This is a genomic window from Candidatus Methylacidiphilales bacterium, from assembly GCA_033875315.1.
Lineage (GTDB): Bacteria > Verrucomicrobiota > Verrucomicrobiia > Methylacidiphilales > CAZTYG01 > JANRJG01.
On the sequence record JANRJG010000003.1, the window covers coordinates 171905 to 196906 of the forward strand.

15 protein-coding genes are annotated in these 25002 nt (G+C 57.1%); 4 read left to right on the forward strand and 11 right to left on the reverse strand.

All coding sequences use genetic code 11. The features are described 5' to 3' along the window. Positions 1-4356, reverse strand: coding sequence for a glycosyl hydrolase (locus SFU85_00755; GenBank protein ID MDX6765300.1), 4356 nt, complete (start codon positions 4354-4356; stop codon positions 1-3). Between the two features lie 873 nt (positions 4357-5229). On the opposite strand from SFU85_00755, the gene SFU85_00760 reads away from it, so the two are divergent. Together SFU85_00760 and SFU85_00765 are read left to right on the forward strand one after the other, a co-directional pair. Then, positions 5230-5436 (forward strand): putative toxin-antitoxin system toxin component, PIN family, encoded by a 207-nt coding sequence (locus SFU85_00760; GenBank protein MDX6765301.1) that lies wholly within the window; start codon positions 5230-5232, stop codon positions 5434-5436. Between the two features lie 693 nt (positions 5437-6129). Next, positions 6130-6633 (forward strand): transposase, encoded by a 504-nt coding sequence (locus tag SFU85_00765; protein ID MDX6765302.1) that lies wholly within the window; start codon positions 6130-6132, stop codon positions 6631-6633. 99 nt (positions 6634-6732) lie between these two features. Here the strand turns inward: SFU85_00765 and SFU85_00770 are convergent, their stop codons facing one another. Continuing rightward, positions 6733-7782 carry a GntR family transcriptional regulator gene (locus tag SFU85_00770; protein ID MDX6765303.1) on the reverse strand — a complete coding sequence of 350 codons (1050 nt, stop codon included), beginning with the start codon at positions 7780-7782 and terminating at the stop codon, positions 6733-6735. Positions 7783-8155: 373 nt separating this feature from the next. Between SFU85_00770 and SFU85_00775 the strand changes: the two genes are divergently transcribed. Both SFU85_00775 and SFU85_00780 read left to right on the forward strand, forming a co-directional pair. Beyond that, a complete protein-coding gene (locus SFU85_00775; protein ID MDX6765304.1) occupies positions 8156-10243 on the forward strand; it encodes a beta-galactosidase in 2088 nt (695 codons plus the stop codon). Continuing rightward, entirely contained in the window at positions 10240-10995 is a 756-nt protein-coding gene (locus SFU85_00780; protein ID MDX6765305.1) for a type II secretion system protein, read from the forward strand. Before SFU85_00775 ends, SFU85_00780 begins: the two co-directional genes overlap by 4 nt. Positions 10996-11520: 525 nt before the next feature. On the opposite strand, the gene SFU85_00785 is transcribed toward SFU85_00780, so the two are convergent. The 9 genes from SFU85_00785 to SFU85_00825 all read right to left on the reverse strand — a co-directional run bounded on the left by SFU85_00785 (position 11521) and on the right by SFU85_00825 (position 25002). Further along, a complete protein-coding gene (locus SFU85_00785) occupies positions 11521-13008 on the reverse strand; it encodes an arylsulfatase (GenBank protein ID MDX6765306.1) in 1488 nt (495 codons plus the stop codon). Between the two features lie 42 nt (positions 13009-13050). Then, positions 13051-13914, reverse strand: a complete 864-nt coding sequence (locus SFU85_00790; protein MDX6765307.1) for an alpha/beta hydrolase — start codon at positions 13912-13914, stop codon at positions 13051-13053. Between the two features lie 84 nt (positions 13915-13998). Beyond that, positions 13999-15267, reverse strand: coding sequence for an MFS transporter (locus SFU85_00795; GenBank protein MDX6765308.1), 1269 nt, complete (start codon positions 15265-15267; stop codon positions 13999-14001). A gap of 108 nt (positions 15268-15375) precedes the next feature. Continuing rightward, positions 15376-17181, reverse strand: a complete 1806-nt coding sequence (locus SFU85_00800) for a glycoside hydrolase family 2 TIM barrel-domain containing protein (protein ID MDX6765309.1) — start codon at positions 17179-17181, stop codon at positions 15376-15378. Next, positions 17171-19285: a beta-galactosidase gene (locus SFU85_00805; GenBank protein MDX6765310.1), complete on the reverse strand. Its 2115-nt coding sequence runs from the start codon at positions 19283-19285 to the stop codon at positions 17171-17173. Before SFU85_00805 ends, SFU85_00800 begins: the two co-directional genes overlap by 11 nt. Then, on the reverse strand, positions 19269-20999 hold the full coding sequence (locus tag SFU85_00810; protein MDX6765311.1) for an alpha-L-fucosidase: 1731 nt from the start codon (positions 20997-20999) through the stop codon (positions 19269-19271). The genes SFU85_00805 and SFU85_00810 overlap by 17 nt, the downstream gene beginning before the upstream one ends. A gap of 301 nt (positions 21000-21300) precedes the next feature. Further along, positions 21301-22401: a family 43 glycosylhydrolase gene (locus SFU85_00815; GenBank protein MDX6765312.1), complete on the reverse strand. Its 1101-nt coding sequence runs from the start codon at positions 22399-22401 to the stop codon at positions 21301-21303. Between the two features lie 39 nt (positions 22402-22440). Continuing rightward, complete coding sequence (locus SFU85_00820) at positions 22441-23439, reverse strand: glycoside hydrolase family 16 protein (protein ID MDX6765313.1); 999 nt, start codon at positions 23437-23439, stop codon at positions 22441-22443. 24 nt (positions 23440-23463) lie between these two features. Further along, entirely contained in the window at positions 23464-25002 is a 1539-nt protein-coding gene (locus tag SFU85_00825; protein MDX6765314.1) for an alpha-L-fucosidase, read from the reverse strand.

Below are 25002 nucleotides of genomic sequence, written 5' to 3' on the forward strand. Positions count from 1 at the left end.
CTAGTTTACGATGACCTCGATCACGTAGAATCCGCGGTCGGTGTAGGCCATGGGGACCGTGACGGTGACACGGTCCACATTGCCTTCACGCACGACGTTGGTGGAAGCAGGCGCAACCACGGGCCATGACGGGATATTCGAGAGGTCGCGTCCGTGGCGGATCTGCCAACTCAGTCCGGAGGCCTGCCAGTTCCAGGGGTATGTCAGGGTGACCGTATTTCCGCTGTTCGCACTGACAACCCGGAAGGGGCTTCCATTGGGAATCGCGGGGTTGGTCATGAATGCGAGTTCCATCAGATCGGATAATCCGTCGCCATCCGAATCGACACCGGGGCTGGGATAAGCGCTGGCCACGTTCACGGATACGGGCTGGTTGGCGGTGAGGAAGCCGTCATTCACCAGCACGGAAAAATTGAAGGTGCCCGGGCCTTGGGCTCCGGAGGGTGTCCAGGTGAAGACGCCGGAGCCCGGGTTGATGGCCGCACCGCCGGGCGCACCACTCAGGCTGTAAGTCAGGGTGTTGGCGGGCAGGTCGGCATCGGTCCCGTTGGCGGTGAAGGAGAGCAGGGAGCCCATGTTGACCGAGAGGGATGGAATGGCGGCCAGAACAGGAGCGGTGTTGACTTCGTTGACCGTGAGGGAAACCGAACGGTTGGCCGTCAAATTGCCATCGCTGACCATGACGGTGAAATTGAAGGTGCCGGGGCCCAGGGCTTCGGAGGGCATCCAGGAAAAGTTTCCACTGCTGGAGTTTATGGAGGCTCCGCTGGGCGCATTGATCAGGCTGTAAGTCAGGGTATTGGCGGGCAGGTCGGCATCGGTCCCGTTGGCGGTGAAAGAGACTAGGGTGCCTTCATCCATCGTCTGAGATGGAATCGGAGACAGCGCGGGGGCCACATTGACCTCGTTGACCGTGATGTTGACCGTCCGATCCGCGGCCAGTTGCCCGTCGCTTGCCCGGATGGTGAATGTGTAGGCCGTTCCATTCCCCTGCCCTTCACTGGGCGTCCAACTGAAAACCCCTGTCGTGCTGTTGATGGTGGTGTTGGAGAGGGGATCCACAATGCTGTAGGTGAGGTTTCCAGCTGGAAGGGTGGAGTCGGTGGCGTTGACGCTGAAGGTGAGGTTCGTCAGTTCGTTTGTCACCTGGTCAGGTATGGCGGAAAGAGACGGCGGGGTGTTATCCGGGATGGGGACAATGAAGCGCCACTGCACGCTGTCGTCGGTGGTGGTGGTGGTCACCATTTGGTAAGCGGTCACATTGTTGCTGGTATTGAAACTGACCAGCTTCAGGCGGGTGTTCGAGTTGGGATGGCCGAGATAAAACCAGCCGTTTTCTTTGTGGGTGAGGGACCACTCCACATTGACTCCCGTGGTGCCGGCCGCCGCCAGGGTGGGGGCCACTCCTGTTCCGGTGGTGTGACTCAGCCGTCGGCCGTCGATCGATGAGACGACATAATACCTGTTGGAGACACCGGCGGAGACCAGGGTCCAGTTGACGATCGCGCCATCAGTCCGGATGGTGCGCCCGCCGGGGTTGGTGTTCCCCGTGGCGGCGTTGGCCAACCTCTTGCGCAGGCCGCGGTGATGGATGATGTAGGTCTTGTCTGTCCGCACGGTGGTGTCGCAGTCCCACGCGGCGTAGAGCTTGCCGAAGGGGGTGAGGTTCCCGGAAGTGTCATAGCTATTCGACCGGGGTGCGGGGGTGAAGCTTCCCCACGGATTGGCAGGTTCAGGATTGTTCTCGTCGGCGGTGAATACAAACAGGGCATACTTGCGCAGCGCACCCAGACCCTCCGCCCGCCACAGGAACTCCGCCAGACACTGGTAGTTGTCTTCTTCACTCCAAGATTGATTGCCACCCCAATCCACGAAGCCGAATTCCGTCAGCCAGATCGGTCGGCCGAAGTCGTTGTATTCGGCTTCAATCAGGTTGATCAGGTAATCCGATGAACCGCTGCTCGGACCGGGATAGGTGTGGATGGCATTGTATTCGACCCGATAGCCGAGCCTTTCTGCCTCTGCGTAGAATGTCTCGTGCCAGCTGGGCACCCCGACAGGAGGATTGAGCGTTCCGGGAGATGGGCTGACCAGGGGCTGGTTGAGCGCCATCAGTTGCGGCCACAGGGTGACACAATCCGTCAGGGGAATATTCGACTGGTCGGTGCGATCCGGTTCGTTGAAGCCCAACAGCAGCATGCCGTCACCGCGTCTGCGCCACTCGGAGGTTCTCTGCCAGATCGGGCCGGATCCCGTGTTGTAGGTCCAGTTGAAACTGCCCCATTGCATGGGATGGTAGACGGTGTCGGCGGGAAGTGCGACCGAGTTGGAAGGGCCCCAGTTGTACAGCCAGTCCGATTTCATCCCGACAAAGGCCCCACCGATCCCTTTTTTGGACGCCCAGGTATCGTAGTTGATCCGCCACTGCTGGCTGGTCGCGTTCCCCGCCGTGTTCTGTACCAGGGCGGTGCCCGGCGCAGTCGCCCCGCCTTGGGTATCAATCGCCAGTCCGCTCCAGGCATTGATGAGGCGGTAGCGCCCGCCACCCAGGGGCTCGAGGATCCAGTCCTGGTGAGGCAGGGCCAAGTAGGGTTCATCGGTGAGGGCCAAGCCCGCCGTTTGCGAGAGTTGCGCCCCGGAGAGGCACTCGCCGGTGTCCCGGTTTCTCAACCGGTATGTGCCATCGGCCAGATTGAGCAGGACCTGGTACTGGGCTTGGGCGGCGGATATTCCGACGGACTCCAGGGCGGGTTGTCCGGTGGTGGCTACGGCCATATCAAGATTGGCCGCGATATTGGTGATTTGATGGTAAGCGTCGTTGAAATCCTCATAATCCGCGTAGGCACCTGAAGGGTTGATGTCGGTGCCCAGAACGTAGCCCACATTGCCCGTGTTGGCAGGGAAGATTTGCAACTCCCGGATGATGGTGGGAGTGACGCTGCTCTTGGTGAATTCCAGACGCAGTTTGGTCGTGGTGACCGGGGTGGTGAACGGGATGATGCGGTTGAGCTGGGTATTGCCGGTTACACCGCCGCCGGGAATGTTGGTCCAAGCGGTGCCATTCCAGTATTTGAGTGTGAAATCCGCCAGGGCGGAAGTGGTCGCCGACCCGGAATACAAATGCACACTTCCGATCTTGGTCGAGGCCACCATTTCGATGTCCAACGTGTTCGTGCCGTTGGTCGTAGTCTGCCACGAAGAACCCGTGTGGGTCCTGCCATCCACCGCATAAATGGGGAACTGGCCCGTGGTGTGGGAACTGGCCACCGCCGGACGCTGCAGGGCCAGATTCATTTTGATATCCGTGCCGATCGGATAGCCGGACGGCCCGTTGGGCGGATAGAGCGCAAACTCACGCAAACGAATCGTGGGATCAGTCACAATGATCCGGAAAGAGGACGCGGTGACGGGCGCGCCGAAGACCAAGTTCCGCTCGACATTGGAGTTCCCATCGATGTCCGTCCCGTTGATCGTCGTCCACGTGCTTCCGTTCAAGTATTGGAGGCCAAATTTGGCCAGCGGAAGGGTGTCATCGACACCCATGAAAAGCTGCGCACTGCCAACCTCCACCGGGAAGGGAAAATCGATCCGCGCAGTGTTGTAGGCCCAGTTTTGGCTGATCCAACGGCTGTCGTTACCCGCATCCCCATCGGTGACGTAGGAACCGAGCCGGTTGCCGCTGACCGACGAAACCGTAACGGGCTGGTATTTGGCCAGGTTCACCCGTTGGGGGATGATTTGCGACGCCGCCACCCCGGCCACGCTGAGGCTCGCCCCGGTGCCGGTTTCGTAGGAAATGGCCGAATTCTTGATCTTCAACGAGCCATTGCCACCTGAATTCGAGGGCGCCACGGCTATGCGGAAGCGGGTCCCGGTGATCGTCAGGTTCGCCGTAAGTGCAGAATCAAAGGCAAAGACATACTCGCCACCGCCGGTGAAACTGTAGTTGCCCGTGACCGTGCCCAGGACGACATCGTCGCCCCCGCCACTGGCCTCGTTCGCCCCGAGATAGGTGAAGGTGACGGCAACCGAAGTGGCATCGTTCGCCGTGGCGCTGGTGTGGGCGGCGAAACCGAAGCCGGTGATACTGACCCGGGTGGGACCTTGGTTGGGGGTCAGGAGGCCTTTGAAGTAGCGATCAAAAACCCCCACCGCCGGCTGGTTGATGTCCGTATCCGTTCCCCCGTTGAGGGCATTATCAATGAAAAACGTGGGACCGAGGGTGGAGGTGACATTCCCGGCCTGGATAATCGCCGCGGAAAGTGGGACAGGCGCGGCCACACCCAGAACGAAGACCGCCAGCATCCGGGGCAAGCGACGGGGCGTCCAACTGCCTTTGATCAAGCATCGCTGCATCTGGCTCAATTATTGCAAGCAAAGTTACTTAAGCAAACAAATTTCAGACACGGAAAACTGCCCTCCATCGTGCGCAATTCCCATCCTGCCCCCCCTTGTTTGAAATTTCATCTGAATCATCCAATCGGGTTGAAATGAAACTCATCACCGCCAACGAAGCCAGGCAATCGCTGGGACGACTGATGTAAGACCAAATCATGTTGAATGAGCCTGTTTCAATCGGAGGGTCGCCACGTGAAACGGGGTCTCCGACAGGTCCCGTTTGCAAAGCATCTCGGGACGACCAAGCCGCACAGCGTGCGGTCCTCCGGGGCGCTTTCGCGCCCAATCAATCGGATTTGGTATAACACCAAACTGAATTGAGTGGGCGCAAAAGTGCCTTATGGAAGGGCGATGCTTCTGGCTCCCCCGTAAGCCTTCGGGGCTGAGCCGCCCTTGGAATAGAGACATCAAACCGGCTCGGCGGTCCGCCTCAGCCGGAACGATGCAGTTTAACCACAGAGGACACAGAGAACTCAGAGGGAAAATGCGTGGTTACAACAGAAGAGGCTGATCACCGTTCGGTGAATCCCTTTTCTTCCCAAATCCGTTTCGTTCCTCCTCGGCGTCTCTGCGCGATTTCACCTGCATAGTTACGGCTCAGTCAGATCGCCCTCCCGTTTATTCTGTCGCTCAGTCATTTTAATTTGGTATCAGTCATCGGCTTTTGCCCGACTCCTTTCCCGCCCGTGCGGTCGGACGGGCCCTTCAATCCGGGCAGCTTCTGGTTTCGGGCGAGACCCTCCACGAGTTGGACGACATCCTGGACCGTCCCTAGTTCGCCCGATACGTCCATCTGGCGGAACGAAAACGATTTTTCGAACTCCTGGCCGGGTGGTGATCCATGTACCCACCCTCCGTCCCATCCAGGCCTGTCGGGATGCCAAAGAAGACAAGTTTCTGACCCTGGCCGTGAACAGGCGGGCCGACGCCCTGATCACCGGAGATGAAGACCTTCTGCGCCTGCACCCTTTCTTGGATATCTCCATCCTAACGCCCACCACCTTCCTCACTTATCCACTCGATCCAAGGACCTCCTGAATCAAAACACACCGTCAGCTTTCGACGATCAGCCATCCGTCCTCTGCCTTCCGCTTTCGAGTTTCAGGTCTCAGGTCTCAGGTCTCAGGTTTCAGGTATCATACACTCCGTCATCCGTCCCGGGGGCAAGTGATGAAGGGATTACTGAGCTTCGTGCAGGAATTTAATGTTGGTACAAACCCTGCTACAAAAGCTGGGCATGAAGATACAACGGACCAAGCGACAGGAAAAGATGGAAAAGCGGCGGCTGGAAGGCTGCCGGATGTTGGAGCAGGGCTATCGTCAGGCCGAGGTGGCCTGAAAGCTGAAGGCAAGCGGAGCGGCGGTCAGCAAGTGGGAAAAACGGCGGCAAGCCGGCCAAGTTCTCTCCCAGCGGCATGCCTGCACCGAGCACCGGCTCCATAGCAGGCAGCTTGAGCGGCTCCAAGTCTTGCTGTGCCGGGGGGCCCAGAAGACGGGCCATGCCGATAGGCTGTGGACCTTGGGCCGGGTGGCCGCTCTGATTGAAAAGCACTTCGGGGTATCCTACCACCCGGGCCATGTGTGGCGGGTCATGCGGTCGATGGGATGGAGTTGCCAAAAGCCGGTTCGTAGGGCGGTGGAACGCAATGAGGCGGCCATTGAACATTGGAAAAAGCGGAGCTGGCCCTTGATTAAAAAAAAGCCCGTGCCCAGCGGCGGGTGATCCTGTTCATGGATGAAACCGGCTTCAGCCACAAACCCCACCTGCGCGGAGCATGGGCCCCACGCGGACGGCCCTTGGTCATCCGCCACCGCTTCAATTGGAAACGATGGAGCGTGATCGCCGTAGTGGGCAGAAAGCGGGCAGTCTTCCGCATCCTGCCCCACGGAGTCAAATGGCCCGATGTAGCCGCCTTCCTGTGGGCCGTGCTGCGACAAGTGCGGGGAAAGATGGTGGTGGTGCTTGATGGACTGCCCGCCCACCGGACGTCCTTGGTGGGCCAGGCAGAGGAAGAAAGCCGGGGAAGGCTCAAGCTGGAATGGCTGCCGGGATATGCTCCCGAACTCAATGCCACCGAGTATCTCTGGGGCCATACCAAAGGCCGTCTGGCCAACCGTGCTGTCTTGGATAATGAAGCCTTGTTGGGCCAAACCCGCAGCCAGCTACGCAGCACCCAAAGACGCCCCAACTTGCTTAAATCCTTCTGGAAACAAACGGGCCTTGCTTGGCCTTAAATGATTAACCGGCTATACGATGCTCAGTAATGCCCTCAATGCCAAGAGTTTCTGCTTTAAGCTCTTCGCTTCCTTTGCAGAGAACTGTATTGATCCGGCTTAAAACGAACTGCGTTTCACCAAAACGGGGGGGATGCGCACCAGGCTCGTGGCATTTGTCTGGTCGCCGCGGGCGATTTTATGGATCCATTCGAGGGCCGATTCGGCGATGCTTTCCATATCCTGCTGGATCGTGGTCATGGGCGGATTGGTGAGTTCACCTCGCTGTGCTCCATCGTATCCGATCAGCCCGACTTCCCTCGGCACGCGAACCCCCTGGTAGTCCAGCACGTCCAGGAAGCTGGTGGCCAGGAGGCCATCAGTCACAAAATAAGTGCCATGTGCGGGGTTTTGTTCGAGAAAGGCCTTCACGTGGAGGGCAATTTGGAAGGAACTGCTGCTCCACTCGATCGGCACAAAGGCCACGGAATCCTCGGACCTGCCCGCTTCCAGCCAAGCCTGACGGAATCCATCCAGCCGTGCGGTGATGCGGGCCTTGTTTTCCGAACCGGAATGGTATATGACGGATGCGTTGGGCTTCTGCTGGTGCAAGAAAGCTTCCGCCACGATTCTGCCTCCAAAATGGTGGTCCGTGACGATATTGGCGAGATAGCGGTCGCTGTAGTTGGCATCCAGTCCGATCACCGGGACCGGAAAGGTCGAAAACGTTTCCAAGAGCGCACTGCTGCTGTCGCTGTCCACCAAGAGGACATCGCAGTCCTCCCATATTTTGCTTTGCGGTTTGGCCCCGAGGGGCAAAAGTTCAAACCCCAAATCAATGGTTTGGTTGTGGCAGAGATGCGTGAGGGAATCCGCCAGCCTGCGGAATCCCGAGAAATAGATATATCCTTCACCCGAAAACAACGCCCTCACCCGGATCGAACGCAGAATTTTGGCGTACAGATGCTGGGAAACCGTGTAGCGCTTGTTCGGCAGCACATCCAACCAGCCCTCGTCGTGCATCTGACGGAGGGCGCGCCAAACCGAGTCGCGGGTGATGGCAAAGTGTTCGGATAACTTGCGCACCGTCGGGATCCGTTCACCGGGTTGGAGACGGTTGGACTGGATGAACTGCTGAATCTGTTTGACTGCCGTCAAACGGCGATTCATGTCCGGTCTGATTTTTGGAGGTCGTTTGATATTAAGAATGGCCGACATGGTGCATAAAAGGGTTTTTGAATCATGCCGTTCTCATGACGCTTTTGACAAGTGTAGTCTTACATTCCTCATGACTACAGCTTCTTGAGCGGGCGCAGACTATCACTGGCAAGGCGAATGCACGGTGCGGCAAATCGCAGTCATTTTTCATCAGAGCCGTTGGTCTTGTGACTGCGGATTTTCGTTGACTGCAGACAGTATTCAGACAGATTAGTGCTGTTCGGATTATCTCGCTGTTTTAACTATTGTGATTTAGGCGGCATGGTGCCGAGTATGACCTACATGGTTGTTCGGATTTCATGAGAATTCCGCGACAAATTTAACTATGAAACCCACGCCTAGAATGCCGGCTGCCGGTTTCATCATGTATGGTGCGGATTACAATCCTGACCAATGGCTGGGGCAGGAGCGTGTCTTGTCGGAAGACATCGAACTCATGAAGAAGGCATGGGTGACTTCAGCTTCCATTGGGATTTTTTCTTGGACGGCCATGGAGCCCAAACCAGGGGTCTACACGTTCGACTGGCTCGATGCCGTCATGGAGCGCTTTGCCAAGGCCGGGATGAAGGTTTTTCTGGCTACCCCGAGCGGCAGCAAGCCGATGTGGCTTTCGGAGAAGCATATTGAGATCCGCCGCGTCGGCTTGGACGGGCGCCGGGAACCTTCCGGCGGCAGGCACAACCATTGCCTGACCTCACCGGTCTATCGAGAAGCCGTATACCGGATCAACCGCACCCTGGCGCTACGCTATGGGAAGCATCCGGCCCTCGCGCTCTGGCACATCGGCAATGAACTCAGCGGGGAATGCCACTGCGACCTTTGTCGGTCGGCGTTCCACGCTTGGTTGCGCCAGCGTTACGTGAGCCTGGACAAACTCAACAGCGCATGGTGGACGTCTTTCTGGAACCACACCTTCACGGATTGGAGCCAGATCCCCACCTACGACCGGAGCATCGACGGCCTGGCGCTGGATTGGAAGCGCTTCGTCAACGACCAGCACTGTTCCTTCCTCGATAACGAGATGGCCCCCCTGCGGGAGATCACGCCGGATATTCCCTGCACAACCAACTTCATGGGCACCCATCACGCGACCAATTATTGGCAGTGGTCCGGTAAGCTGGACTGTATTTCCAACGACCATTATCCGCTTTACGACGACCGGGAGGATGGATGGAAAAAATGCCTGAATACCGATTTCGTGCACAGCCTTATGCGCGGGATGGCACACGGGGGGCCTTGGATCCTGATGGAGTGTTCCCCCAGCTCCGTCAATTGGGGCAAGGTCAACAAGCTCAAGCGTCCGCGCGTGCACCTGCAGGAAGTCCTGCAGGCTGTGGCCAACGGAGCCGACGTCATCCATTACTTCCAATGGCGCAAGGGCCGCGGAGGCAGCGAGAAGTTCCACGGGGCGGTCGTCGATCATGAGGGAAGCTCGCATTCGCGGGTTTTCAAGGAGTGTACGGAAGTCGGTAAAACTCTGGGGAGATTGAACCACTTGGTTGGCGCAAGACCGGACCGGGCGCCGGTGGCCTTGGTTTACGACTGGGAAAGCCGCTGGGCGCTGTCGGCCTCGGCCGGACCGAAGGTGGAGACCCCGGGCGATCTCTACACCCATACTTGCGAGGAGCATTTCCGCGCCCTCCGTTGTGCCGGTATCGAAGTGGATGTTATCTCCGTGGATGGGCCATTTTCCGACTATTCGCTGGTGGTCACGCCGGCCCTTTTTCTCTTGCGGCAGGAAACAGCCCAAAAGCTGGCCGCCTATGTCGAAGAAGGGGGCCACTGGCTGGCGACCTACCTGACCGGCTATGTGGACGGCCACAACCGCTGCTGGGGCGGAGGCTTCCCCGGGCCGAATCTCCGGGAATTGTTCGGTCTTTGGAATGAGGAAGTGGATTACCTTTACGATGACGAGCAGATTTCTGTGCGGGGTACCACCGAGGGCTTGGGCAAAGCGATGCGGGCCAGGGATGTGATCGAGCATTTGCATGCAGAAGGGGCCAAAGTGATGGCCACCCTGGCTTCGGATTTTTACGCGGGCGCACCCATCATCCTGGGCAACCAACGGAAAAAAGGATCCACCACCTACATCGGAGCCCGTCTGGACGAAGAAAGCTTGTTGGCGGTGTACCGGTTGCTGGGCGGCAGGCTCGAACTTCCCCGACAGCCCCTGCCCTTGGGCGTTGTGCGCAAAACCCGTCCTGGTTCCGAGGGGCCGGTTGAGTTTCTCTTCAATTACAGCCGGCACGATGTCGAAATCAATCTGGGCAATGAGACCTTCCTGCGTCTATCGGACGACCGGCAAATCACCGGCCGGACGACCCTGCGCCCCAACGAGACCCTGATTGGTGGCTTCGATTTGACAGGTATAAAACCCAAGCAGCGAACAGCCCAACCCGCCCCCAATCTATGAAAACCAGATCCAGATCCCACCCGGCCAAAAACAACACATCCGCATTCACCTTGATTGAACTGCTTGTTGTTGTGGTCATCATCGGATTGCTGGCCGCGCTTGTCGTTCCAGCTTTGAACAAGGCACAAAAAAAGGCCGCAGAGACCAAGTCAGTCGCAGTGATGAGGGCTGTACTTGCAGCAAACTCGCTCTACGCAGGTGAAAACAATGGTCAAATTGTTACTATTCGATGGGACACTGATTCTCTGACCAATCCCTATGTGAGCGCCAGCTTCTGGGGACGTCTACAGCCGTATCTATTTCCCGAAATCACGACAACGAATCAGGCCCAACTTTCAACGCAGATAAAGTCAAAGCTGAACACCCTTTTTGGCACGGATGTCTCATCTATGAAGGGCACTCCGTTTTACGGACCTAAGTTGTATGGCGACAAGTCCGGCCTGCCTGTTCCGTTTGCAACAAATTCATATCTTTACGAATTTACCAAGCCTGCGGAGAATGATGGTTGGATTAGGATACAGCAGATCTACAGTGCTCCTTCAACCATTTATCTGACCTATGGTTATGCCATGTTCGATGAAGCCGATGCCGAGACTTATGTTGATCTGCCCAAAAATAACGCTCGGCCAACCAACAACATCTTCTATCTGCCATCACGAAGGACAATCGCAGGCTTTTTGGATGGCAGGGTGGAATACCTGACCCCGCCTATCGCAGAAAAAATGGTCTTTATTGACGGATCGTCCCAGTAAGATCAAAAGACCAAATCACATTGAGTGGGCGACGGGTTTTTCGGGAGGGCGAGGCTCCCGCCGAGCGGGGTTCAGGTCATCATGCCCAAACCGGCTCAGCAGGAGCTTCGCCCTCCCGCAAGGCGCATTATCGCCTGATGTAGGTGGCTGGGTATTAGAGAGCACGAGAAAGATAGAGCATAAAGTATAATAACTTGAATGAGTGTCTAGAAGTCATCTCAAAAATAGGACAAGCCCGCGCTGGGGGTCCAAAAGCCGTCCGGCGAGGCACGAGAAGGGAGCAGGTATGAAATATACCCGTGACCGACGAGCAACGAAGCGGGGCGGCTTTTGGGCCCCAGCCCGGAGGGTGATGGCGGCACCTGCCCGCCCCCTTCGTCGTCTCTCCTTTGCGTATCTCGTTCCAATATGCGCGCTCGCTCCTCCTCGGGCTCGGGCAGGTGGCACTCATCACGCGGACTTGCCCTATTTTTGAGATGACTTCTAGGGAAGAACCTTCCCCATCCCTATGGTGGGCCGCCAGAGTCACTGCGGACGCGTGACCGGGGTGGCCCGGGCCTGGGTGATCACGTCGGCCAGACGCCGGGCTACGGCAGGATGTTGGTCGAAGACGTTGACCGTTTCACCGGGGTCCGCTGAGAGATCGTAGAGGCCCGGTCGGGCGGGGACCTTCGGATCCTTTTTGGCCGATTTCCAGCCATCGGCCAGAGCGAGATCTGGAATGAATTTCCAAGTGCTACTCCGGACGGAGAGGTGGCCACTGCCGCACTGGAGGATCAGGTGTTCGCGGCTGGCGACGCCTTGATCGCCGAGCAAAGCCGGGAGCATGTTGTAGCTGTCGGGCAACGAGCCTGCAGGAAGGGGGATCCCGGCGGCCGCGCAGAGGGTCGCGGGCACATCCAGGGTGGAGACCAGATCCTTGGAAACGCCGGGCTGGATGCGTGACGGCCAGCGGACGATGAACGGCACGCGGGTGCCGCCCTCCCAGGAAGTGGATTTGACACCTCGGAAGGGGCCGGTGGGTCGGTGACCCTGCTCGTTGTTGACGTAGGCTCCGTTGTCACTGCTGTAGATGATCAGGGTGTCCTTGGCCAAGCCGAGTTGGTCCAACTTTTGCAGGACTTGTCCGATAGCATCGTCCAGACCCAGGAGCATGTCGGCGCGTTCTCCCAGGCCGCTGGCCCCGGCGAAGCGGGTTTGGGCAATCTTCGGGGAATGGACGTCATGCGGGGCGAAATAAAGAAAGAAGGGGTTTTCCTTGTTTCGTTCGAGGAATTTGAGGACTTCCGCGGTGTGGTTTTCCGCGATGTCCGCATCCTTCCACCAAGCGGACTGGCCTCCCCTGCCCCAGCCGATGCGATCACGTCCCGCGGACCAGGAAGAAAGGCCAAGTTTTATGGCCTCTTCTTTATCGTAGGAAACCCGGATCGGATCGGCCGGGTCCAGGCCGACGACCCGATGGTCGCGGACAAAGACCGTGGGGATTCGGTCGTTCGTGGCGGGGATGCCGAAAAATTCATCAAAACCAATTTCCAGGGGTCCGGGCTTGAGTTCGCCGTTGTAATCGGGCCTGGTCACTCCCAATCCCAAATGCCATTTGCCGATCACGGCGGTACGATAACCAGCTTTCTGCAAAAGCTTGGGCGCGGTGGCCATGTCTGTTGGGATGACCAGTGGCGTGAGGCCATTGGTCACACCATTCATCACCCCAGGGATACGGCTGCGCCAGGCATACTGGCCGGTGAGCATAGAATAGCGTGTGGGTGTGCAAACGGCGGCGGAGGCGCTGCCATTGACAAATCGAACTCCCTCACTGGCCAGTCGATCGATGTTGGGTGTTTTGATCTGGGTGGCGCCGTAACAGCCCGCATCACCCCAGCCGACATCATCGGCGAGGATGACGATGATGTTTGGCTTGGATGGGCTGGCCTGATCCATTGCGGTGAGGGAGAAGGAGGCCACAGCAGCAAGCAGGGTCGTTAGTGCCGCGAGGATGAGAAAACGATGATTCATGGATTGGGTGGATGGGTTGAGCTGGGGTTCGTATCGCTGCATTTAGGGCATGAAGCCCCTTACCTTGAGCCAGCGCAGCAGTTCGCCATCCCAAGGCGGAGCGGGTTTACCGGGCCCTGGGAGGCCCATGCCGTGTCCGCCCTTCTCGTAAACATGCAGCTCGAAAGGCACTCCGGCTTTGGCTAAAGACGAAGCAAAGAGGAGTGAGTTTTGGACCGGGACGGCTTTATCCCCAAAGGTGTGCCAGAGAAAGGTGGGGGGCGTTTCCTTAGTCACTTGGAGTTCGGTGGAAAGCTGTTGCAAAAGCTCGGCTGGGGGATTTTCGCCCAGAAGCTTATTGAACGATCCCCGATGTGCGTACTCGCCGCTGCTGATGACCGGGTAGCAAAGAACGCCCAGGTCGGGTCGTGAACTTTCCTGCTCAATGGGATCGGTCGCGTCCGGCTTGCCGCCATCGTGGTAGACGAGCAGCGTCGAGGCGAGGTGGCCTCCGGCTGAGGAACCGATGATTCCGATGCGGGCGGGGTCGAGTCCATCCCGGCGGGCCCAAGCGCGGACCGTGCGCAGCCCACGCGCCGCGTCCCCCAGCATGACAGGGTGCCGGTAGCCGGAGGTTCCGAGGCGATACTTGAGCACGTAAGCGGTGATGCCCTGCATGGCCAGCCATTTGGCGTAGCCTTCGCCCTCGTGGTTGGCCAGTGCGCCGTAGCCTCCTCCGGGGAGGACAAGGAAACTGCTGCCGTTGGACTTTCCCTCTGCTGGTAGATAGGCGGTGAGGGTTGGAATATCTTTTTCTTCCGAGCCGAGGGCACCGGGAGGTCCCTCAGGCCACAGAGGCCATGTTTCCGCAAAAAGTTCGGGAATCAGGGTGATGGACGCGATGGCAAGAAGAGTTGGTATGTTCATGGAAGTGTTTTCACAGTATTTATATTGAGTGCTGCTTCTGGTGGATGGAATCATTTCTGGTTCTTGGAGACGACAAACCAAGCTTCATGACTTTGTCTCCAAGGCAATCGGTGTGAACTGCGGACAGAGCAGGCGATTGATCCCGTACGCGACAAAATAGGCGAGCCCACACCATGCGAACAAAGCAACATAGCCTGCTCCACCCATCGCATCAAGAACGCAGCCGCAGACAATCGGGAAGACCATGCCTGAGATGGATCCGGCAAAGCCGCCCAGACCCACAACAGATCCAACTGCGCTCTTGGGGAAGACGTCGGAGACCGTCGTGTAAAGCGTCGCCGACCATGCTTGGTGGGCGCCCCCGGCAATCCCGATGAGAATCACTGCGGGCCAAAGGGACACCTGGGTGGCAAAAGCAACCGGCAATACGGCGAAGGAAAAGAGGAGCATGCTCATTCGCCGCGTTCGGGTGACGCTCCAACCGTGGCCGGCCATGGCCCTGGCTGCCCATCCGCCTGCTATGCTCAAGACCGTGACGATGGCATAGATCAGCACGAGGGGGAGACCCATGGTCTTGAGATCCATCCCGCGGGTCTGCTTGAAATAATCCGGCAGCCAGATGAGAAAGAACCACCAGACCGGGGAGATGAGGATTTGGGCCCCGACATAAGCCCATGTCTGCCGATAGCGGAGCAAACTGAGCCAAGGCAGGTGGAGGACTTGACCCGATTCGGACGCATCTGAAGAGCGTTCATCTGCATCCATTGGACCGCACGAACCGGTCGGCTTGTAAAGCACCCACCAGAACACCACCCAGACCAATCCGGCAGCCCCAGCCAAGAGAAAGGGCGCGTGCCAACTGAAGGTGAGAGCTAGCGGAGGAATGAGCGCCGGGACAAGAAGCGCGCCGATGTTGGCCCCCGAATTGAACAAGGTGGTGGCAAACGCGCGCTCTTTAACCGGAAACCACTGGGCCACGCTTTTGATCGCTGCAGGAAAATTGCCCCCTTCCCCCAAGCCCAGTGCCACCCGGGCGATCCCGAAGCCGGAAATGGAGTTTACCAGTGCGTGGGCCGCAGCTGCCAGGCTCCACGTAAGAATGGAAAGACTGTAGCCAATTTTGGTGCCATACTTGTCGATGAACCAACCAAACCCGAGATAGCTGATGGCATAAGCCCCTTGAAAGAGTGAATTCACCCAACCGAATTGCGTATTGGTCCATCCCAAATCCTGGTCGAGGATAGGCTTGATCAGCGACAGGATCTGGCGGTCTATGTAATTGATCGTTGTGGCGAAAAAGAGCAGTGCACAAATGATCCATCGGTAATTCGAAGAAGTGGTGGGGCTAGACATGAGATTTGAACCGATGGATGGAATGCTCTTGGTGTTTAACTTGATTGTGGAACATCCGTCATACAATACGCCGTATGCTGATGATGGTCTGCGGTTTGAATCACCGACCTATTTTGCGTCATAATACTCCTTCATCACTTGCCAAGCCATCTTGCGCTGGCCTTTGTCTCCCAAGAGACCTTTTCGGTTCCATCCGTTTTGATAGGTCTGTTGGCATCGGTAGGGCGAGCGGAAGTCGAAAAGCAACCACGGCACCACGCCCTGCAAGTTCGGAATATTGCGGAACATGATTAAATTCTGGCGATAGACCTCGGCTTGATAATCTTCGCTCCACTCATGAGCGACATCAACCGGTCCGCGTTTCCCATGCAGTGCCTCGGCTCCAAACTCGGAAAAGATCAGAGGTTTTCCCGTTGCCACCTCCCACTTGATTTGCTCCGGTTTCAGCGGAAAGGGATCATACCAGCCCATGTATTTGTTCACGCCGACCACATCGACCGCGTTGGCAAGCTTGTCCTCAAGGCGGAACGTCGAGGTCGCCTTGTCATACCGGGGATTGTTGAAAGCGGCACCAACCAGGCGGGTTCCGTCTAGTTCGTGGCAGAGAGAGACCAATCCGGTCAGCACTTGGTCACGGTAATCCGAGGGCTTGGTTTCGTTGGCGATGCTCCAGATGATCACCGCGGCGCGGTTCTTGTCGCGGTAGATCATATCGCGCAGCATTTTTTCCGCCTTCTTGAAAATTTCCGGATTGGCGAAGTCGATTCCCTGCCAAATGGGGATCTCTTCCCAGATCACCAAACCCATCCGCTCGGCAGCACGCACGATGTGTTCATTCTGCGGGTAGTGGGAAGTTCGGATGAAGTTGCAGCCAAGCGCTTTCACTTCGTGGAGAATCATGTTGGCATCTGCCGCTGAGTAGGCCCGGCCGAGGCGCTGGGGGATTTCCTCATGGAAATTGACGCCCTTGAGAAAGACAGGTTTGCCGTTGAGCAGGATCTTAGTGCCATTGGTCGTGATGGTCCGAAAGCCGATCTCGTCATTGATGCGGTCTTGGCCGGTTGAAATCGTCACCGGGTAGAGCTTCGGCTTGCCGGGTGACCAGAGTTCCGGCGTTGCTTTGATTTCGAAAGGTGCATAACCCTTGGCATCCGTGGTCAAAATTTGCCGCACGCCCAGTTCCTCGATCTTGAGCGTGACTTTCTGAGGCGAAGTTGCCCCATCAAGTTGAACGTATCCGGCAATTCCGGCGCCCGTCTTGAGCTGTACTTTGTAATCGCGGATGTGGACGGCAGGCCGATTGACAAAAAAGACATCGCGCAAGATGCCGCCATAGTTCCACCAGTCGAAGCTCATTGCCGGAATGCCATCCGGACGGCGGTCGTTGTTCACCAAGACGACCAAGTCGTTCACCCCATCTTTCAGAGGTCCGGTGATGTCGAACTCGAAGGGCGTGAATCCTCCCTCGTGCCGTCCGATTTCAGTGCCGTTAAGCCACACCTTTGTCTCGTAGCTGACGCCTGCAAAATAGAGGAATTGCTTGTGGCCTTCCTTCTTCTGCGCCTTGAAAGTGCGCTGATACCAAACGTTGCCCTCGTAGTATGTCAACTCGTCCAACTGGGAGTTAAAGTCTCCGGGAACATTGAGCCGCAAACCACCCTCAAAGCTGTATTCCAGAAACTCGGTTTTCTTCTGCGGCTTCCGGTTCTGGTAGAACTTCATCTGCTCACCGCGGCTGTAGGGGTCGACAATCGCATTCCACTTGCCGTTCAGCGAAACCGCATCCGGACAGCCGTAGGGATTCATCATGAAGGATTGGCCCATTCCGTTGGATTTCAGGCAGAACAGGAGGATGGCGAGGACAACGATTTTCATATTTTTTATAAAGAGAGTCTGACCGTTCTTATCGAGCAACCTGAGGGGGTTGAGTGCGGGAACTCCAGGTGTCCTGCAAAAGTGACATGAGGTCCACCGACTCACGATCGGCCAGGGAATACATGACATCAGCCAGCCCGCGACTCGCTGCGGTGATTTCGGGATAAGGGGTGTCCGTCACATCGACAAAGCCTATCTGGTAGTTTTCGCCGGGTTTTCCCACCGTGGGTCGTGCCGCAGCGGACTGGTCGGCGTAGGCAAACCAATGGGTGCCAACAATGTTGGGTTGGAGCACGGCATCCAAAACATAAGCGGCGTAAGCGCGGCTTCGCTGGAGTTGGTCGCCGACAAACGTGAGTCCCACACCAGGCACACCGCGATCCGGCGCACCGAAGTGAAACTCCGCGATGAGGGCGGGCTTGTCAAATCCTTTGGGTACTCCTGCGGCGGCCAGTGACATGTAACGGTTCACGCTGAGCACGTCGGCAAAACGTGTGGCTTCCTCATAAACTTCGGGGCCCGCCTTGTGGATGCGTGAGCTGAGGTAGAGGTGGTTCGGAAAGATCTTGCGCATCATGTCGTGGCAGACTTTGTAGTAACGGTGGCCGATGAGCCTTTCAATCGACTTGCGGTCTTCCGCGGTGCCTTCCAATTCTTTGGGAGCGGCATTCACGGCCTCCCAAGATTTGAACTGGGTGGACCAGGCTGTATTGAGTGCCTGGATCGTGGTGTATTTATCCTTCAATAAGGCGACCACCGCCAGGCGGGCGGGCATATCCGCTTTGCCGGCGAGAGCATTGCTGACAAAATCCTGATACCAACCCAACTCATTATCGATGAAGACACCGAGGCACCACGGGTCTGAAGCCGAATGCACGGCCAATTGCTTGAGTCCATCCTCCACGCGTCTTTCAAATTCGACGGAGAAGGGATCCGGCACTTTATCACCAAGCCTGTTTTTACCAGGCCAGACATGGAGGATGAGCGTGTAGGGCGTCCTGGGCTTCTGATACAATTCCGGGTCCGACCAGGCTCCCACGGTGTTCATGCCCCATGCACGCATGCGGCGATGGACGCGGTCGTAGGCTTTGGACTTCCAGTCCGGTCCGAAAGTCCGGTGCAGGTTGGCAATGGTGAAGTGAAGATTGCCCTTGTTGGAGAGGGCTTCACCGATGTCAGTCTGTGAAGGAATCCAAGCAAAGAGGGTGCTGCGGTCTTTGAGGACGGTTGATTGGTCAAAACCTATGGAGTTGGCCCCGTGGGAGAAGAACAGACGTCCCTCGGGATCCACGAACCACCAGCGCCCCTTGTATTTCTCCACGCGGAAAAATCCGGTGGCCTTCAACTGCGGCCCGTCCTTCCAACCTCCGTAGCGATTGAAGCTTTTCGGACCGGTTTGTCCTGCTGATTCACGGTCTTCCTTGAGCGCTCGCGCGAGCAATTCCTCCTGCGAGTGAAGTTTGTTCGGCCAGTCCAGTTGGCGCACCTGGCCAAACTTATCCAGATAGGGAAGTTCGAGCAGACGCGCATTGGCCTTCGCACCAAAGGGCTGGGCGAGACTGATCTCCATGTCCTTGAGGTTGAGCTGGGCAGAGGTCGAACGAATGACCAACCGACACTCCCGCACATCTTCCGGTTTGAACGGCAGCCAATGGCCCCGGAAGCCGTTGGGCCGGGCACCCTGGAGGTGAAAAATCTCCGGGGAATCGTCGGCACTGGCGACTCTTTGGAAAGGAAACCCCACGGTTGCCCGCTCCCCTGGGAGGATATAGGCCATGGTGCTGGAGCTGTCCTTCCAATCCAGTGCACCTTCATTATCCAACCGGCCCCGTATCCAAACCAATCCATTCCCCTTGTTGGTGATATCCACACGAAAGTAGGAGTATGCAGAGATGTCCCAACGGCCCCCGGTCGGTCGGAGGACGATGGTGCAGGACTTGTCCTTAAGCTCGCCGGAAAGTTCCAGCTTACCTTCACCTGAGATGGTGTGCTTGATGGACGGCGGGGCGGTGACAGCGAAGTCCTTGAGGACGACATGAGGTTTGAGCAAATCCTCGATCTTAGTCACCGGCGCTTCCGCTTGAAGGAAGGCCGGGAGAAAAGCAGCAATCAGAAAAAAGTACAGGTTAGTTTTTATAGACATCTTCGTTGAGGGTGATCTGAAGGATGGTCACATACGGAGTTTGGTTATAATTCACTTTCTCGATGGTGATTGTGTGGTCGTTATTTTCCGTCCAGGGCAGTGCTTGGCCGGAATAGAGGTCGATGACGTTGCCGACCTTCCTGGAACCGATGGATTGGGTGGTGAAGGTTCCCTGGTCTTTGTGGCGGTAACCGGCGTAGATGTGGCAGTAGATGTTCTTGCCCGAGTAAGTGAATCCATACTCGCCGTGCAGCGGTTGCCATGGCCCACCGCGGGTGTTGTAAATGGCCGAGCCGACTTTCTGCAGCCAATCTCCGGTCTGGAGAAGGACTTCCTGCTGGTTCATCGGGATGACCCCCTCTCGGTCCGGGGCGACGTTGAGCAGAAGATTCATGTTCCGAACCACGCAATCGGAAAGGAAAACAGCCACCTCTTCGAAGCTCACAACAGGCGCATGAGGCACATATCCCCAGCCTCCCCTCTGCACCGACATGCACTTTTCCATATAGCGCTTGGTCCGGATGTCGCCGGAGGTGGCCGCCCCGCCTTCCTCACCATGCACATCACCCACCCAGCCAAAGCGCTCGTTGACGATCATCCTAGGCTGGTGTTTGCGAACCATTCCCATGACTCCGAGTGCTTTGCCAAAAAAAAGACCCTCTTTTTCCTGAAAGGCTTTGCCCACCAGCCAGTCTCCTTTGGGGTCCTGATATTTCCCTGCGTCCCAGAATCGGGCTTCCAATTCGTTGTCCACGCTTTGACCGAGCCAGCCACCATCCCAGAACATGTATTCGATCGGCCCGTAATGGGCCAGCAACTGGCCGAGCTGTTCATAGACTTCTTCTTTCATCAAACGGGCGTTTTCCTTGTGCCACGGCTCCGCGGTGTACCCCCACACGTTGGGCTTCATGTTGTCACCGGTCACATTGTAGTAACCTGGATAACGCCAGCTCATCGGCGAATAGTAGAGACCCACATGTAAGCCTGATTTTCTGACCGCATCGGTGTATTCCTTGACCAAGTCCCGGCCCAGGTGTTTGACGCTGGTCCAGCTGTTGGGATGCTTGCTTTCAAACAAAGCATAGCCGTCATGGTGCCGGGTGGTGAGCACCGAATATTTCATGCCCGACTTCTTGGCCAGTTCCGCCCATGCCACCGGATCGAACTTGGCGGCGGTGAAGCCGGTCTCCGGATTTTCGCCGCGAGCTCGGTAATCTTCAGGGGAGTAGCGCTTGCTATGCATGACCCACTCCGAACCTTTGTCCACCGATGAATAGATTCCCCAATGGATGAACATTCCGAACTTGGCGTCGAGAAACCACTCCATCGCACTGTGGGGAAGTGTCTCCACCCCGCCCTCTGATACTTGGGGTGGGATCTCGCACTTCACAAATTCTTGGATGACCGGTTCTGGGGCTTCGCCCAAATACTCCAGAGCAAGGTCATCGACATATCCTGCCCCGGCCCCCGCCGGATTGCACAGGGTGACCGAAAGCGTGTCGATGATGCGCGCGGATGTAAATTCGAGCGACAGCTGGTTGTATTCCGTAAGGGCACTCGCCACGGAAATCTTGGGACCACCAAAATCGCTGGCGATGAGTTCGATCGTGTCGGCACCCAATTCGGTTTTGACCCACGCTGACAAGCGGTAACGGCTATTGGGACGAATCTTGATTTCCTGGACACAGAAGGCCCGCCCCGGGCCTAATGCCATCGAATGCTTGCCCGATCGAGCATGGGCAGAAATCTGGGAAGCCCGGGTTCTCCAGTGTTTCCAACCCGTCATGTTCCCCGTTTCAAAATCTGCGTTGATCATCGTGCCGAGAACCGATGACTCGGTCTGTGCAGGCGAACGACCGGCGGCAGCCCGGGCAGCCTTGCTATCGGTCGGTGCAGCTTGGCAAGCAGGAACCGCTGCGATCATCGAAATAATAACTAGGCGTAATGGATAGGTCAGGTTCCTGCCGACATGTTTGTTTTGCACGTATTGGTTGATATTCATTTTAAGCATGGTCTTAGAACCTCGAGTTGAGGTTTACTTTTTTTGAAAACACCGAGAGATCCCACTTGTCCCGCCAACGGATGACAGGCTGGTCCGCTTCGAATTCGACGGGCAGCCAAATATAGCCGGCGTTGATGGGGTCTTCCGGCTTATTGATGTCGAACATCGCGATCCAAGCATCCTTCCGACCCAATACGGGGTAAACAAAAGTGCTTTGCCCGCCGAAGGTTTTATCAGGCCCGAGATGGTTCATCGGATTCACGCCGCGGCAGGGATTGGGCAGTTCCCTATACGGACCGGTGAATTGATCTGCCACAAAAAGACGGGCGGGATTGGGCTTCCAACCGGTCGATGCCGAGCCGAGGAGGTAGATTTTATTGCCACGACGGAAAAAAGCCGGGGCCTCCGTTGCCTGTGTCACGCCCTCCAGCACATGGTATTCACCGGCCGGTTTCAGCCCATCTTCGGACAAGCGGCCATAGATTAGGGCCTTATCCGGCTTGCGAACGGCGATGTGGTAAACCGCACCGTCGGTATCGGCGAAAATGGCGAAATCTCCGGTGCCGAATTCGCTGTGGTTGCCCAAAAAGTATCCCTTGTAGGCAAAGGGGCCGGTGGGTGTGGCGGAGGTGGCGACGCCGACCCATGCGTAGTCTTTGCCGCTCTTCCCGCCTTTCGACTTGGGGGGGTAGAGTTTGAAGTAAAGGAAGAAGGTCTTGGCCGCTTCCTTGTAAATCAACTTGGGGCGATCGAGGATGAAGGCCTCCGCCAGCTCGGGATGGGCATCGGGAGCAAAAACTGAGAGCACGAGTCCTTGATCCTCCCAGTTCATCAAGTCGTCACTCACGTAGCAGCGGACGCCGGCCTCGTTCTTTTCGTCCTCGGTTTTGCCCTCGATCTTATGCGAGCCGTACCAGTAAAAACGACCCGCGACATCCAGGACACAAAACCCGTGCGCGTTGATGGGGACGCCCCTTGTATCCAGCCAGGGTTGTCCGGGTCGAAATGCCCTGTGAGTCTGATGGACAGTTTTGGATTGCTCGGCGGGGGCTGACAGCGTGGATGCGGTCAACACGATGAGAAGAGACGGAATCTGGAGGTGGATCGAAAGCATGGAAGGAGCTTTCATTGGGTGTGTGAAGGGGCGGACATTTCAGTTCAAGTCCTCGAGCTTCGGCTTGAGTGGATCGGTGTCTTTCGTTGTCTGATTCTTGAGCAGGGGCAGTGGCCGAAGGATCTCAGCGCGCACGGCGTCTTCTGCTTCGCGATGTTTGGGGTGTTGGTAGACACGGATGTAGTCGCATAGCACTTCGTTTGGCAACTTGGATTCGTCCACCCACCGGTCTCCCTTTAACGTACTGGCGATTGCACTGAACCAAACACTCATCGCATCGTGCGGAAATCCCGCGGAACTCAATTCTTTGCTGAGTTTGCCGTCAAAATAAAACCGGGTGGTTTGGGGAGTGAACTCACAGGCCCATACATGAAAACCCGCCGAGGTATCAGGTGCATCTTCGATGACCCAGCGCCCCGCATTCCAGGATTGGCGATTTTTCTTCTGGTGGTAGCGCGACTGGTTGATGATACCAAAACTGAAGAAATGGGGGTCACCGCCATCCTGTTCGCAGAAGTCCAATTCCAGTAACGCCGGCGGCCCGGCCGGTTGGTCAGGAAAGGATTTCTTCATGGCCCAAAAAGCCGTGTGCCAGCCCTCGGCGGGTGGTGTTTTGAAGCGGGCCTCGTAGAAGCCGTAAACAAAGGTCTGTCGGCTGATGACGCCGCCGGCGGTGAAGTCCTTGCCGTTCACGGACTCTTTGCGCAGGGCGATGACCAAGTTGCCGTCCTTGACCGAGACATTTTCCCGCTGCTGGGTGCTGAGAAGCTTACTTTCGAGTCGGAAACCCCACTTTTTGGTGTCGATATCGTTCCCGTTGAACTCGTCTGTGAAAACCAGTTCGTAGCCTGCCGGAGGCAGGGGTGTCACCTCGGTGGCGAGTCGCACCGGGATATGGATTTTGCTGGTGAACTTCGGTCGCTTCCCTCCTGGCGCCGGGGAAGCGGGGGTTGATTCAGCCGAGGCGAATCCAGTCATCCACATCCACAGGCAGAGCCCCAGTGCGACCCCAAGTTGAGTAGCGGAACGGATTTTCATACAGGCACAAATGGGTACGTATTCCTAGCGTTTTTGCCCGATGACGCCGCGCACGCCTCGCGTATTCGAGTCTGCTACGGTAAAAAGATAGATGCTGGCGGGCGCACTGGCTTGTGTGATGCGCAGGCGGAGTTTTTCCGCCGTGATCTTTCGGTCGAAGTGCAGGATTTTAGCGGCCCCAATTTCTTGCCCGGTGTGGATGGAATTCCAGACGCCGTTTCGCAGCGCTTCAAGGGTGAAGGCCTGCACGCGGAAGGTCCTCTGCTGGGAGAAATTGTCACCGAGATCTTTCATGTCCGCGTATTCGTGGATTGAGATGCGGTCGAAAACGAACGGCTTGGCGGGTGTGAGAGTGAGCGAAGCGGGTGTTGCTTGGGCGGCCCAGCGGGTTCCTTCGAGCCTTCCATCCACCGCTTTGGAAGCATCATGGACGTCCGAATAAATGCTGTCGGCTTCCGCAGAGACCCCGGCGGCTTGGTTGAGGGGAGCCGATGGCAGTGGTTTTTGGCCGCCACGAATCCCGAGTTGATCGGCGACTTTGAAGATGGCCTGGCGCTCGTTTTCGCGAATGCGCCCGGTCTGGTCCGGCGGCAGGTTGACCAGTAGCACATTGTCGTTGGCGGTGCACCAATAGAAGAGTTCCTCGAGCTCGTCCGGAGTGCGCGCAGGAATGATCTCTTTTTTCTGAAACCAGTTCCAGCGGTCGGAGATGCAAATGGTATGCTCGAAGGGCAGATAGTGAAGCCGCCCATCGGGACTGGTGAATTCTTTGGGGTCATCCGCCCGCACCAGATTGGGATCCTTGGTGCGAAAATCCACTGGCCAGTAGCGGATTGGGTCGCCTTTGACAAAATCCTCGGGCTGACGAAACTTTCGTGGCTGACCCGGGATATGAATGGTGTGGTTCACCGTGACCTGACAGTCGGGTTGGAGTTTTTTGATATGGGCATAGACATCGGGAATGTTCCAGTCCGCGTCAGGTTTGGCCCAGCCGCCATCAAACCACAGCTCACAAACATCGCCATAGTTGGTCAGGAGCTCGGTGAGCTGGCTTTTCATGAAAGCCACATACTTCGTCGGGTCCTTGTCGTTGTGCGAAGGTTCCCTGCGGTCCCAAAGCGAATAGTAGAGCCCCAGCTTGACTCCGTATTTACGACAAGCCTTGGCCACCTCGGCCACGACGTCGGTTTTGACGGGGGAGGACGCCACGTCGTAGTCGGTGTATTTCGAGTCCCAAAGGCAGAAGCCATCGTGGTGTTTGGTGATTAGAATGACGTGGCGGAATCCAGCTTCCTTGGCGGTTTGGATCCACTGGTCGCAATCAAGTGCCGTCGGGTTGAAGCTGGATGCGGGCAGCTTGCCGTCAGACCACTCGACCTGATTGAAGGTATTCACGCCGAAGTGAATGAACATGCCGTAACCGCGTTCGATCAACTGGCGTTGGCCGTCGTTGGGCTTCAGGGAATCCGCGGCGCCAGAGGCAGTCACGATCAGGGACAGCAGAAGCAACACGCAGAAGCAGTTGGTCATCAGGGATGCGAAAGTTCTGGATGGATAGATCAT